This window comes from Geomonas oryzisoli (assembly GCF_018986915.1).
GTDB classification, from domain to species: domain Bacteria; phylum Desulfobacterota; class Desulfuromonadia; order Geobacterales; family Geobacteraceae; genus Geomonas; species Geomonas oryzisoli.
This window is the reverse complement of sequence record NZ_CP076723.1, coordinates 1,309,361-1,323,312: the sequence shown is the minus strand read 5'-3', so window position 1 is coordinate 1,323,312 and position 13,952 is coordinate 1,309,361. Positions and strand designations below refer to the sequence as shown.

The window sequence follows — 13,952 nt, the reverse complement described above, 5'->3', positions numbered from 1 at the left end:
AACGACCGCTTCCGTGCTCGACGAGGACCGCACCATGAGACCTGCCCAACGTGCAAGGCACAAGGGGTGGGCCGCCCTGCTCACCCTGGCATTATCCCTGGCGCTCGTGCACCCCGCCCTGGCCAACGAGCGCGTCACCCTCCAGCTCAAGTGGCTGCACCACTTCCAGTTCGCCGGCTACTACGCCGCCCTCGACAAGGGGTTCTACCGCGACGCGGGGCTCGACGTCGCCATACGCGAGGGGGGACCCGACGTCGAGGTCGAGAACGCGGTGACCTCCGGGCGCGCCGATTTCGGCGTGGGGACCTCGGCGCTGTTGCTGCACCGGGCCCACGGCGACGACCTCGTGGTGCTGGGTCAGATCTTCCAGCATTCCCCCGCCATCCTGCTCACCCCGCGCAAGACCGGCATCCAGAAGGTGGCCGACATGAAGGGCCGCCGCTTCATGTACTCCAACCAGCACGGCGACATGCTCGCCCTGCTCAAGAAGAACGCCATCGAGGAGAAGGACATCGCCAAGGTGGAGCATCGCGGCGACGCCCGCGACCTCATCGCCGGCAAGGCCGACGTCATGATGGCCTACAGCTTCAACGAACCCTACATCCTGGAGCAGGCGGGCGAACCCTACCTCGCCTTCTCCCCGCTCACCTACGGCATCGACTTCTACGGCGACAACTTCTTCACCACCCGCGCCACCATCACCTCCCGCCCCGCCCTGGTCAAGGCCTTCCGGGAGGCGACCCTCAAGGGGTGGCGCTACGCGCTGTCCCACAAGGAGGAGATCGCCGACCTCATCCTCGCCAAGTACTCCCGCGAGCGCAGCCGCGACTGGCTCCTGTTCGAGGCGAACCAGATGGAATCGCTGATCCAGCCCACCCTGGTGGAGCTGGGCTACCAAAGCCCCACCCGCTGGCGCCACATCGCCGACACCTTCTCCGGCATGGGGATGCTCCCGGAAGGGTTCGATCCCTCGGGCATCATCTACGATCCCCGACCCGGCGGAAACTACCGGTTCCTTTTGGGCGCGCTGCTCATCTGCGCCGCCGTGATCGCGATCCTCTGTGTCATCGTCATGAAGTTCCGGCAGCTCAACAGCGTGCTCCAGGCCGAAATCGGCGAGCGCAAGGCGGCCGAGGCGGCCCTCAAGGAGAGCGAGCAGCAACTGCGGGTGACCTTCGAGACCCTGCAGGCCGGCATCGTCATGGTGGACCCGCAAGGGATCATCCGCTTCGCCAACAACCGCATGGCCGAGATGTTCGGCTGCAGCATGGAACAGCTGATCGGCTCCAGCTACACGAGCCATCTCAACCCGGACCAGTTGGAGACGGGGAGCGAACTGATGCGTCGCCTCATGACCGGCGAGGTCAGTCACGCCAGCACCGAGCGCCACTACCTGAGCGGCAGCGGCGGGCACTTCTGGGGCTACCTCTCCGGCAGGAGGCTCGAGGCGCCGGACGGCTCGCTCAGGGCCCTGGTGGGGATCATCTCCGACATCACCGACCGGATCGAGGCGGAGCAGGCGCGCGGCAAGGCACTCATGCTGGTGGAGACGCTCTTGGCCCAGTCCCCGATGGGGATCATCGTTTTCGACGGTGACAGCGGCAACTGCATCAGGGCGAACCAGGCGGCGGCCGACATCATCGGGGGGAGCGTGGCCGAGTTGCTGGGGCAGAACTTCAAGCAACTCCCCTCCTGGCGCGGGGAGGGGGGGATGCTGGAGCAGGCGGGGCTGGTTCTAGCCGACGGCACGCCGCGGGCCCTCGAGCGGGAACTGCAATCGACATTCGGCAAGGAGCTCACCCTGCGCAGCTACCTGAGCCGATTCCATGTCGAGGAGAGGTCGCACCTGCTGGTGATGGTGCAGGACATCACCGAGGAGAAACGCCTGGACCGCGAGAACAAGCGCATCGAGGCCCAGATGCTCAACATGCAGAAGCTGGAGAGCCTGGGGGTCCTGGCCGGCGGCATCGCCCACGACTTCAACAACATCCTCACCGGCATCGTGGGGAACATAAGTTTCGCCCAGATGGTGCTGGAGCAGGCGCACAAGGCGAAGGGGCCGCTCAACAAGGCGGAGAAGGCGTGCCAGAGGGCGGCGGAACTGGCGGGGCAGCTCCTCACCTTCGCCCGCGGCGGGCAGCCCATCAAGAAGGTCTTCTCGGTGAAGCAGTTGGCCGGCGAATCGCTCTCCCTGGTGCTGCGGGGGACCAACGTCAAGGGGAGGATCGAGATACCGGACACGCTCGACCTCGTCGAGGCGGACGAAGGGCAGCTGAACCAGGCCTTCAACAACATCATCATCAACGCGGTGCACGCCATGCCCGGCGGCGGCACCATGACCATAACCGGTAGAAACGAGCTCCTGGAGCCGGAGAACAGGCTGGGGCTCGCGCCTGGACACTACGTGCGGCTGGACTTCAGGGACGAGGGGTGCGGCATCTCGGAGAGCGACCTGAAGAAGATCTTCGACCCCTACTTCACCACCAAGGCCAGCGGCACCGGCCTCGGCCTCGCCTCTACCCACTCCATCGTCACCCGGCACGGCGGGCTGATCCTGGTCGACTCCACCCCGGGACGGGGCACCGCCTTCACCATCTACCTCCCTTCGCTGGGAGAGGGTGCCGCGGAGCTGGTCCGGGAGCAGGAACCGGGCGCGAGTCCCGCCGGAGGGGGGAGCGTGGTGGTGATGGACGACGAGGAACTGATCCGCGATCTCGCCTGCGCCATGCTGGTCCAGCTCGGCTACAATGCCACCGCCTGCTGCGACGGCGCCGAGGCCGTGGCACTGTACCGGGCGGCGCGGGAGCAGGGGGAGCGCTACGACGCGGTGATCATGGACCTCACCATCCCGGGCGGGATGGGGGGAAAGGAGGCGGCGCAGCAGATCCTGGAACTGGACCCGGACGCCCGCCTGATCGTGTCCAGCGGCTACTCCAACGATCCGATCATGTCCGACTACAAAAAGCACGGCTTCCGCGCCACCCTGGAGAAACCCTACACGGTGCGGGAGATCGCGCGCGTGCTGGGGGGCGTCCTCCCCGTGCGCTAGCCCTCCTGCGGCGCCCCCAACAGCGCCGAGAGCATGCGCATCTCGCGGGCGTGCACCAGGGCCAGCACCTCGTCCCCCGGCTCGAGCACCAGCTTCCCGCGCGGCACGATCAGCTTCCCCCCCCGGATCACCGCGGCGATCACGCACTCGGCCGGCAGCGGGAGCGCCGCGATGGGCTGCCCCGCCGCACCGGAGTGGGGGTGCACCTTCTCCTCCACCAGCGAGTATTCCCCCTTTCTCAGCTTGAGCAACGTCATCATCTCGCCCAGCGACATCTCCTCGGCGATCAGGTGGGAGAGGAGGTCGGCCTGGTTCAGCGCCACGTCCACCCCGAGCTTCGGGGTGAACAGCCAGAGGTTGTTGGGATCGTTCACCCGCGCGATGACGCGCCGCACCCCGAACTCGGCGCGGGCGAGCCCCGCCACCACCAGGTTCGCCTCGTCCGAGCCGGTCACCGCCGCCACCGCGTCCGCCTCGCGCACCCCCGCCTGTTCCAGGATGCGCGGGTCGCAGCCGCTGCCGGCCACCACCTGCACCCCGCCCAGCGCGGCGCAAAGCTCAGCACAACGCCCGCGCCCCTCCTCGATGAGCCGGATGCTCCTCCCCCCCCGGGACAAGAGCCGGGCCAGGTGCGCCCCCACCTTGCCTCCCCCCACGATGATCACGACCATGGCGTCCTCCTATGGCAGGCCGAGCAGGTGCTTCAGCCGCTCCGCAGACGAGGTGAGCAGGGCTAGGTAAACCTGGTCTCCCTGCTGGAACAGGGTCCCCGGCGTCGGGATCAGGGTCCGCCCCTGCCTGGCGACCGCGACCACCTGGATCTCCCCGATGAGGGTCAGTTCCTGGACGCTGCGGCCGGCGAGAAGGGGGGGGAGATCGACCCGCACCAGTTCCACCTCCCCTCCCCCCAGGCTCTGCACCTGTTCCACCGGCGAATAGCATAAAAGCTCGACGATGCGCCCCACCCCCCAGGTGACGTGCGAGATGGTGGGAATCCCCAGGCGCCGGTACGCCTCGGCCTTCCCCGGCTCGTAGAGCCTGGCCACCACCCGGGGCACCTTGAACACAAGCCTGGCCGCCCGCGCGCTCACCGCGTTCACCTCGTCGCTCGCCGTGAGCGCGGCCACCGCGTCGGCGCCCTCGATCCCGGCGTGCAGCAGTACCTCGTGGTCGAACCCCATCCCGGCCACCCGGATCCCGTTGAACGAGGGGGAAAGCCGCTCGAATGCCGCCTCGTCCCGGTCCACCACCGCCACCTCCACGCCGCGCCGGGACAGCGCCTCGGCGAGCGCGCTGCCGAGCCTGCCGCAGCCGATCACTATCACTTTCATGTTGCACCTCCGGGTGTTCCCGCAGCCGTGCGCCGCGCCTCCCTGCTCGTTAGCCACCGTTTGCGCCCCTCCTCGGCGAGGAGGATCAGCACGGGGTAACAGGCGATCACCCCCCAGAAGCGTGGGGGCAGGGGCGCCACCTCGAAGAGGCGCTGCAGCGGGGGAAGGTAGATGAGGGCGAGACAGAACAGAAGCTGGAACGCGATGCCCGCCACGAGGAAGCGGTTGCCGAAAAGGCCGATGCGCAACACGGAGAACCGCTCGCTGCGGCAGCAGTAGGCGTTTCCCGCCTGTGCCCCGATCACGCCCGCGAAGAACATGGTGCCGGCCAGGATATAGACCCTGCCGTCGGCGGAGAGCAGGCGCTCTTGGTAGGGGACGAGATCGAGACGCGGCAGGTGGCGCAGGTCAGGGTAGCCGTACTCCCGGTAGACGAGGAAGAAGCCGAACAGGCAGCAAAGCGCCATCAGCGACCCGAGCCAGACCAGGGCCCGCACCAGCAGCGCCCGGTTCACCAGCCGCTCGCTGCGGGGGCGCGGCGGGCGCTCCATGATCCCCGGCTCGGGGGGCTCGGTGCCGAGGGCGAGGGCCGGGAGGATGTCGGCCCCGAGGTCGATGGCGAGCACCTGCATCACGGTGAGGGCAAGGGGCACGTTGAGCGTGATCTGCAGGATGAAGGGCCACGCCTCGGCCATGTTGCTGGTGAAGATGTAGGTGACGAACTTCCTGATGTTGGCGTAGACGGCGCGCCCCTCCTCGATGGTGTTGACGATGGAGGCGAAGTTGTCGTCGAGCAGGATCATGTCGGCCGCCTCCTTGGCGACGTCGGTCCCGGAGAGCCCCATGGCCACGCCGATGTCGGCCTTTTTCAGGGCTGGCGCGTCGTTGACGCCGTCGCCGGTCACCGCCACGATCTCTCCCTTTCGCTGCAGCGCGCTCACCACGCGCAGCTTGTGCTCGGGGGAGACGCGGGCGAAGATCACCTCTCCGGTGAGTGCCTCGTCCAGTGCGTCGGCGTCCATGGCGTCGAGTTCGGCGCCGCTCACCACGCGGCAGGGGTCCTCCGGGTTGAGGACACCGATGCGCCGCGCCACGCTCTCGGCGGTGAGGCCGTAGTCGCCGGTCACCATGACCACCCTGATCCCGGCGCTTTTGCACTTCTGCACCGCGCTCGCCACCTCGGGCCGGGGGGGATCGTTCATCGCCACGAGCCCCAGCAGGGTGAGCTCCCGCTCCACGCTCTGCGCCGTGTACTCCGCCATGTCCCGCGGCAGGCTCCGCTCGGCGATGGCCAGCACGCGGTACCCCTGGCGCGCGTAGGCGTCCACCTGCCCGAGCACCTCCCGCAACAGGGAAGGCTCCAGGGGGATCGTCGCCCCGTCCCGGATCTGCGCGGCGCACAGGGCCGCCACCTCGGCCGGCGCACCCTTCACGAAGGCTGTCTCCCCCTCCCCCTCGCGGTGCACACTGGTCATCCTCTTGCGCACCGAGTCGAAGGGGATCTCGCGCAGCCGGGGGAGCAGCGTCCCCTGAGCCTCGGCATCGACCCCGCCCTTCGACGCGGCCACGATGAGCGCCCCCTCGGTGGGGTCGCCGATGATGCGCCACGGCTCGGACGCCCCCGTGGGTTGCACCAGGCGCGCGTCGTTGCACAGGGCTGCGGCGGTGAGCAGGCGGGCAACCCCGGTGGAAGGGGCGCCGCCCGCCCCGATCTTGCCGCGGGGGGCGTAACCGACGCCGGAGACCTCCTGCGCGGCGCCGTCCACCCAGATTTCACGCACGGTCATCTCGTTCTGGGTGAGCGTCCCGGTCTTGTCGGTGCAGATCACGGTGCAGCAGCCAAGCGCCTCCACCGAGGATAGTTTCTTCACCAGGGCGTTTCGCTGCGCCATCCTCTGCACGGCCATGGCGAGGGCCAGGGAGACCGTGGGGAGCAGACCTTCCGGCACGAAGGCGACCACCATGCCGACCGCGAAGATGAAGCCCATGTGCAGCTCGCGCTCCAGCACCGCCACCGAGAGCACGAAGAACAGCGTGCCGACGGCCAGGGCCAGCGCGGTGACCACCCGGGTCATCCGGTCGATCTCGAGCTGCAGCGGCGAAGGGGTTTCCGAGGTGGCGGTGGCGAGGTGGGCGATGCGGCCGAACTCGGTGCGCATCCCGGTGGCGCAGACCACGGCGGAGCCGGTCCCGGCGACGGCGGAGGTGCCGGCGAAGACGAGGTTGGGGAGTTCGGTCCGGGAAAGGGGCTGCCCGGTGAGCGGGTCGGCGGTCTTCCTGGCGGGGTGGGCCTCTCCGGAGAGGGTGGACTGGTCCACGCGCAGGTCCCACTCGGAGACCACCCTCGCGTCGGCGCAGATGCGGTCGCCGGGATTGACCCGCACCAGGTCGCCCGGAACCAGCTCCTGCGCCGGGACCTGCCGCTCCACCCCGTCGCGCAGCACGGTCGCCTGGGCCGGCAGGAGCCTCTTAAGCGCCTCGACCGCCTGCTCGGCGCGGTACTCCTGCCAGAAGGAAAAGAGCGCGTTGATGAAGATGACCGACCAGATGGCACAGGCGAGCTGCGGGGTGCCGCCGAGGTAGGCCATGGCACCGCCCCCCCAGAGCAGGAGCGCCATCGGGTGGCTGAAGTCGGCGAGCAGCTTCAGGTAGAGGGGTTTCCCCGCGGCGGCGCGGATGGTGTTGGGGCCGAAGCGGTTGAGCCGCGCCGCGGCCTCGGACGAGGAGAGCCCGGCGGCGGAAGTCCCCAGGGCGGCATAGAGTTCCGACACAGGGAGCTCGTGCCAGGGGAGGTTGTCGGGAAGCGGGTCGTAAGGGGCGTTCATGGTCACGCGCCGGCCACCGCGGGTTGCGGGCCGAAATCACAGGGACATGTCAGCACAAACCGGACGCTTCAACTGTAATGGCAATTAGAAAGGAGTCAAACCGGGACTCATGGGAAGGTGCAGGGACGCGGTCAGGCCGCCGGGAGGGTGAAGCTGAACACGGAACCCTGCCCCGGCTCGCTCTCCACCCGCACCGTGCCGCCGTGGGCCTGCACGATGTGCTTCACGATGGAGAGGCCGAGACCGGTGCCGCCGTTGTCGCGGCTTCTCGCCTCGTCCACCCGGTAGAAGCGCTCGAACAGGCGCGGCAGATCCTTTTCCGGGATGCCGATGCCGCTGTCGCGCACCGATATCCGCACCAGCGCCCCCTCGGGCCTGGCGGAGAGTTCCACCTTCCCCCCCGCCTCGCTGTACTTGATGGCGTTGTCCAGGAGGTTGATGAGCACCTGCTCCAGCCGGGCGCGGTCCGCCTGCACCTGCAGCCCCTCCCCGTCGTCCAGGTAGGAAAGCCCGATCTTTTTTTCCTCGCCGCGCTGCGCCACGAGGAGCAGGGCGTGCCGCGCCGCGTCCGCCACCGCGATCTTTTCCGGCTTGAGCCCCACCTCCCCGCTTTCGAGCTCGGAGAGCGCCAGTAGGTCGCGCACCAGGCCGGAGAGCCGCTCGGCGTGGTTCAGGATGATCTGCAGGAAGCGCTCGCCCCGCGCCGGGTCGTGCGCCAGGGCACCCGAGAGGAGTGTCTCGGCGTACCCCTTGATCACCGTGACCGGTGTTCTCAGCTCGTGCGAGACGTTGGCCACGAAGTCGCGGCGGATCCGCTCGACCCGCTTCAGTGCGCTGATGTCGTGGAAGACCGCCACCGCGCCGGAGAGTTCCCCCTCGTCGAGCAGCGGCACCCAGTGCACCAGGGTTTCCCTGCCGCCGGGGAGCGAGATCTCCTGGTGCCGCTCCCGGCGCTCGGCGAGGACCTCGCGGCAGGCGGCGTACAGGTCCGGATGCCGGCTGATCTCCAGAAGCGGGCGCCCCTGCACCTGCTCCGCCGTGCCGAACAGGGCGCGGAAGGCGGGGTTCACCAGGGTCACCACCGCATCCTGGTCGGTCACCATGACCCCCTCCCCCATCCCCTCGAGGATCGCGTCCAGGCGCCCCTTCTCCGAGGAGATCTGCTCCAGCTGCTGCCTGATTTTGCCCGACATCTCGTTCATGACCCGCGCCAGTTCGCCCAGCTCGTCGTTGCTGCTGATGGCGATCCGGGTACCGAACTCGCCGTGTCCGATGCGGTTCGCGCCGGCGGCGAGCTTGGTGAGCTTTCTGGAGTTGATGTTGGAGAGGAAATAGGAGAAGAGCAAAGAGGCGAAAAGCGCCACCGCCAGGGTCGCCCCCAGGCTCTTTCTCAGGCGTGCCTTGGCCGCCTCCAGCTCGGAGAGCGGCAGCGCCAGGCGGATCACCCCCTGGTCACCGAAGGAGGCGGCCACGTAGAGCATGTCGGTGTGCAGGGTCGCGGAGTAGCGCACCGCGCTGCCGATTCCTTCCCGCAACGCCGCCATCACCTCGGGGCGGTGTCCGTGGTTCTCAAGCTTCGACCACTGGGAGGACTCGAGCCCGGAATCGGCCGCCACGCGCCCGTCCCTTGCGATCACCGTGACGCGGGAGCGGATCGCCTTGGCCAGGGATGCGGTCAGGACCGGCGCGTCGCGGTCGAGGTCGCGGATCTCCTTGAGCGCCATGAGCGACGCCACGCGCGCCTGGTCCTGGAGGTGTTCCCGGGTGTCCCTGGTCATGGAGCGCTCGAGGCTCCCGGAGAGGTAGAGGTAGAGTCCGGCGCCCAGGAAGAGCACCAGGGCCAGGTAGGAGGCCATCAGCTTCCAGCGGAAGCTCCCTTTCATGCCTCCTCCAGCTTGTAGCCGAAGCCGCGCACGGTCTTGATCATCTCGCCGGCCGCCCCGAGCTTCGTGCGCAGGCGGGTCATGTGGGTGTCGACGGTGCGGGTGTCGCCCAGGTAGTTGTAGCCCCAGACGTTCTGCAGCAGTATCTCCCGGCTCTGCACCCTCCCCAGCCGCTCGGCGAGGTTCATGAGGAGCTTGAATTCTGTGGAGGTGAGTTGCACCTCCTCGCCCGCCACCTCCACCCGGTGTCCCTCGGTGTCGATGTGGAGCGAGCCCAGCGTGAGCTGCGTGGACTTGGGCGCCTGTTCGCTGCTGCGGCGCAGCACGGCGCGCACCCTGAGCATCAGTTCGCGGGTGGAGAACGGTTTCACCACGTAGTCGTCCGCGCCCATCTCGAAACCGACCACCCGGTCGATCTCCTCCCCTTTCGCCGTGAGCATGATAACCGGGATGGAGCTGGTCTGCTCCCCTCCCTTGAGCAGGCGGCAGACCTCGGTTCCCAGCATACCCGGGAGCATCAGGTCGAGCAGGATCAGGTCGGGGCGGTGGCGGCGAGCCTCGTTGAGGCCGGAGTTGCCGTCGCCGGCGATCAGGCAGTTGTATCCCTCCTGTTCCAGGTGGAAGGCCACCAGTTCGGCCAGGTCCCTTTCATCCTCTATCACCAGTACCGTCGGCATGCGGGGTTCCTTTCGTCTCTCATGTGAATTGCGGACAGCAGCATATTTAACGACTCCGAGTGGGATGTCAACGATTATGCGTTGATAGGGGGTAAACCCTTAACGCAAAGGCGCGGAGCCGCAGAGGCGCAAGGGGTAGACCATTCAAAAGCTTTTAAAGGTTTTTCTAGCGTCTCCGCGCCCCTGTGTCTTTGCGTTGAAGCTTTTGGTTTTTTGTCTCCGCGCCTCTGCGTCTTCGCGTTGAAGCTTTTGGGTTTTGTCTCCGTCCCTCTGCGTCTTCGCGTTGAAGCTTTTGGTTTTCACATGAGACTCCGGCGCGCGCAGTTAAATTGGTGATTTTTAATTTTACTCCGTTATACTCCACCAATGTGCCTGCAACAGCCGGGGCACACATGAGTGCCAAGGGGCGAGAGATGACCAACAGCATCAGCGATTACGGCATAATCGGCAACCTCCAGTCGGTAGCCCTGGTCGGGCGCAACGGCGCCATCGACTGGCTCTGCCTGCCGCACCTCGACTCCCCCAGCGTCTTCGCCGCCCTCCTCGACCATGAGCGGGGCGGCACCTTCTCGATCACCCCCGAAGGGGAATGGGATTCCACCCTTTCCTATCTCGACGACAGTAACGTCCTCACCGCACACTTCCGCACCAGAAACGGCAGCTGCACCCTCACCGACTTCCTCACCCTCCCCGAGCCCAAGGGAAAGGACGGCCTGCGCGACTTCGTGCTGCTGCGCCTCATCAAGGTCGACAGCGGGCGCATCAGGCTCCGGGTCCGCTTCTCCCCCAGGTTCGACTACGGCCGCGTCACTCCGGAGCTCACCCTGCACCCCGGACGCGGCGTGGTCGCCCGCGGCGGCGACAACGTGCTCGCCCTCTCCTGCACCGGCGCCCTCGCCGTCAGCGGCGGTGACGCCGAAGGGACCTGGGAACTGCGGGAGGGGGAACGGGCGGTGCTCAGGCTGCACTTCGGGGCCAAAGAGCCCGATCCGCTCGCCGAAGGACGCGCCGAACACCTCCTGGTGCAAACCCTCTCCTTCTGGCGCGACTGGCTGCACAAAAGCGGCACCGGCTTTTTCAACGAGCTCGGCCCGCACCGGGTCCCGGTGACCCGCTCCCTTTTGGTGCTGAAGCTCCTCTGCTTCGAGCCGCAGGGAACCATGGCCGCGGCGGCCACCACGTCGCTCCCCGAGACGATCGGCGGGGTGCGCAACTGGGACTACCGCTACTCCTGGGTTCGCGACACCGCCATGGCGCTCACCGCGCTCTTCGAGGTCGGGCACTTCGACGAGGTGCAGAGCTACCTGGGCTGGCTTGAAGAGGTGATCCTGAAGAGCAGACGCAACGAGCTGCAGGTGATGTACCGCATGGACGGCTCCGGCGACCTGCACGAGTGGGAGCTGCCGCAGCTTGAGGGATACCGTGGCTCCCGCCCGGTGCGCATCGGCAACCAGGCCTCCAACCAGAAGCAGTTCAGCATCTACGGCCATGTCCTGATCGCGGCCCACCTCGCGCTCAGCCGCAACCGCGACAGCGCCCCCCAGATGTGGCAGGGGCTGCGCCTCATGTGTGACTTCGCGCGGGACCACTGGCGCGAGGCCGACTGGAGCATCTGGGAGATACGCGGCGAGCCGCGGCACTACGTCCACTCCAAGGTGATGTGCTGGGTCACCCTGGACCGCGGCCTGCGCATCGCCCGGCACCTGGGGCTGCCACCGGGCGACGGGTGGGATTCAGCGCGCGGCGACATCGAACGCGAGGTGCACTCGCGCGGCTGGAGCGAGGCACGGCAGGCCTTCACCATGTGCTACGACTCCGACACGCTGGACGGCAGCTCGCTCCTCATGTCGATCAGCGACTTCATCCCCTTCGACCATCCCCGCATGCTCGCCACGGTGGAGGCGCTGCGCATGGACCTCGCCGAGGACGGCTTCCTGTACCGCTACCGCGCCGACGACGGTTTGCCCGGGCGCGACGGCACCTTCCTCGCCTGCACGCTCTGGCTGATCACCAACCTCGCCAAACAGGGTGAGATCGAGGAGGCGGACCTTCTTCTGGGACGGGTGGACCAGGTGGGGGGACACCTGCACCTCCTGGCCGAGGAGTACGATCCCGTGTGGCAGGAACAGCTGGGGAACTTCCCGCAGGCGTTCAGCCACGAGGCCTACATCGTCGCCGCCACCTCGCTCGCCAACGCGAGGGCCGATGAACTGCGCAAGCCCACCTCGACCGAGTTGATCCTGCCGGTAGCGCCCCATGGCCCTGCCCCCGCCACCCCGGAGGATCTGGCGGCCCTGCTGTCCGAGGTGGCACGCGGTTACGCCGGGGAGGGGCATCCCGACTACCCAAGGCTCGCCGCCGCCGGGATGCGGGAGCGGCTCGCACAGGCCCTGGCATCGCTGGAGAGCTTCGACCTGGACGACCTGAAGGAGACCCCCGAAAAGGTGAGCTTCTGGTGCAACCTGCACAGCCTCGTGGTGCTCCACGCCGTCCTTTTGCTCAAGCTGCAGGTATCGGTGAAAGAGGTGCCCAAGTTCTACCGCAAGGCGGGGTGCCGCATCGGCAGGGAGGAGTTCAGCGCGGAGGCGATCCTGCACGGCATCCTGCGCGGCAACCGCCCCGCACCGGGGTGGCTCCTGCCGCCGCTTCCCCCCGGCGACCCGCGTCTGCGCCGCTCCCTGCGCCCGAGCGACGCCCGAGTCCTCTTCGCGGTTTATACCGGTACCGTCTCGTCCCCTCCTCTTACCGTGCTCGCCCCGGACACCCTCGATGCCGACCTCACCGAAGCCGTGCGGCACTACCTCGCGCATCAAGCGCGGCTCGACCTCGCCACCAGGAAACTCGTGCTGCCGCGCATCTTCAAGTGGTTCGACGCCCCGGGCCGGACGGCGCACGACGTCGCGGTCTTCGTGGCCGACTACACTGACGACAGGACGGCCCGGGAGATCAGGGAGCACCCGGAATCGTTCGCCATCGAGTACGCGGAGTACGACTGGCGGCTCCAGGCGGAACCACGGCGGTGAAGGCGCCGTGTGAGGTGAACAGGAGCTCGCGGTGCGGCCAGGGCACAGAAAGCACGACAGCGGAGGAAACGGCATGAAACAGGCCAGCGTGGAACGGATCGAGGTGCAGTGCTATCGCATCCCCACCGAGGAGCGCGAATCCGACGGAACCTACCGGTGGGAGGATACGGTCATGGTCGCGACCCACCTCTACTCCGGTGGAGAGAAGGGCTTCGGCTACAGTTACGCAACCCCCGCCGCGGCTACCCTGATCAAGGACAAGCTGGCCGACCTGCTGCGCGGGCGCAACGCGCTGGATATCGCTGCATGCTGGGTGGTGCTGACCGGCGCCCTGCGCAACCTGGGCGAATCCGGTATCGGCATGCTGGCGGTCTCGGCACTCGACGCCGCCCTGTGGGACCTGAAGGCCCGGCTGCTCGGGGTGCCGCTGGTCTCCCTGCTGGGCGAGTCGCGCGAGCGGGTGCCGGTCTACGGCAGCGGCGGCTTCACCTCGTACCCGGTCGACAAGCTGCAGCGGCAGCTCTCCGGCTGGGTGGGACAGGGGATTCCGCGGGTCAAGATGAAGGTTGGGCGCGATGCCAAGGCGGACCCCGAACGGGTCAGGGCGGCCCGGCAGGCGATCGGGCCGGAGGCGGAGCTCATGGTGGACGCCAACGGAGGCTACTCACGCAAGCAGGCCCTCGCCCTGGCGGCGGGCTTTGCCGCCCAGGGGGTTTCCTGGTTCGAGGAGCCGGTGCCGCACCGGGACCGGGAGGGGCTGCGCCTGCTGCGCGACCTTGCGCCGGAGGGGATGGAGATCTCCTCCGGGGAGTACGGTTTCAACCTCCGCTACTTCCTGGACCTGTTGCGGGGCGACTGCGTCGACGTGCTCCAGGCAGACGCCACCCGCTGCGGGGTGACCGGGTTCATGGAGGCCGCCGCTTTATGCAGCGCCTGGGACATCCCCATGTCGTCCCACTGCGCCCCCGCGCTGCACCTGCATCTTTGCTGCGCCGCCCCCCCGATCCGTCACCTCGAATATTTCCACGACCATGTCCGCATCGAGCGGATGCTTTTCGAGGGGGTCACCGAGCCGTGGCACGGCACGCTCGCACCCGACCTGGAGCGCCCCGGTCACGGTCTTACGCTCCGGATGGCGGAGGCCGAGAGGTTCCTGATTTGACA

General features: G+C 67.9%; 8 protein-coding genes. 3 read left to right on the top strand and 5 right to left on the bottom strand.

Going from position 1 to position 13,952, the window contains the following annotated elements:
* The first annotated feature begins 34 nt into the window (after positions 1-34).
* Positions 35-3,049 (top strand): ABC transporter substrate-binding protein, encoded by a 3,015-nt coding sequence (locus KP004_RS05900; RefSeq protein ID WP_216801434.1) that lies wholly within the window; start codon positions 35-37, stop codon positions 3,047-3,049.
* Here KP004_RS05900 and KP004_RS05895 read toward each other — a convergent pair.
* From KP004_RS05895 to KP004_RS05875, 5 genes are all read right to left on the bottom strand, one after another.
* Positions 3,046-3,720, bottom strand: coding sequence for a potassium channel family protein (locus KP004_RS05895; protein WP_216801433.1), 675 nt, complete (start codon positions 3,718-3,720; stop codon positions 3,046-3,048). The genes KP004_RS05900 and KP004_RS05895 overlap by 4 nt on opposite strands.
* A 9-nt stretch (positions 3,721-3,729) precedes the next feature.
* Positions 3,730-4,380: a potassium channel family protein gene (locus KP004_RS05890; RefSeq protein ID WP_216801432.1), complete on the bottom strand. Its 651-nt coding sequence runs from the start codon at positions 4,378-4,380 to the stop codon at positions 3,730-3,732.
* Positions 4,377-7,205, bottom strand: a complete 2,829-nt coding sequence (locus KP004_RS05885; protein ID WP_216802411.1) for a cation-translocating P-type ATPase — start codon at positions 7,203-7,205, stop codon at positions 4,377-4,379. Before KP004_RS05885 ends, KP004_RS05890 begins: the two co-directional genes overlap by 4 nt.
* A gap of 131 nt (positions 7,206-7,336) precedes the next feature.
* Complete coding sequence (pnpS, locus tag KP004_RS05880) at positions 7,337-9,088, bottom strand: two-component system histidine kinase PnpS (protein WP_216801431.1); 1,752 nt, start codon at positions 9,086-9,088, stop codon at positions 7,337-7,339.
* Positions 9,085-9,765: a response regulator gene (locus KP004_RS05875; RefSeq protein ID WP_216801430.1), complete on the bottom strand. Its 681-nt coding sequence runs from the start codon at positions 9,763-9,765 to the stop codon at positions 9,085-9,087. Before KP004_RS05875 ends, pnpS begins: the two co-directional genes overlap by 4 nt.
* A gap of 413 nt (positions 9,766-10,178) precedes the next feature.
* Here KP004_RS05875 and KP004_RS05870 point away from each other — a divergent pair, with 413 nt between their 5' ends.
* Both KP004_RS05870 and KP004_RS05865 read left to right on the top strand, forming a co-directional pair.
* A complete protein-coding gene (locus KP004_RS05870; protein WP_216801429.1) occupies positions 10,179-12,788 on the top strand; it encodes a glycoside hydrolase family 15 protein in 2,610 nt (869 codons plus the stop codon).
* 73 nt (positions 12,789-12,861) lie between these two features.
* Positions 12,862-13,950 carry an enolase C-terminal domain-like protein gene (locus KP004_RS05865; protein ID WP_216801428.1) on the top strand — a complete coding sequence of 363 codons (1,089 nt, stop codon included), beginning with the start codon at positions 12,862-12,864 and terminating at the stop codon, positions 13,948-13,950.
* Positions 13,951-13,952: the final 2 nt, after the last annotated feature.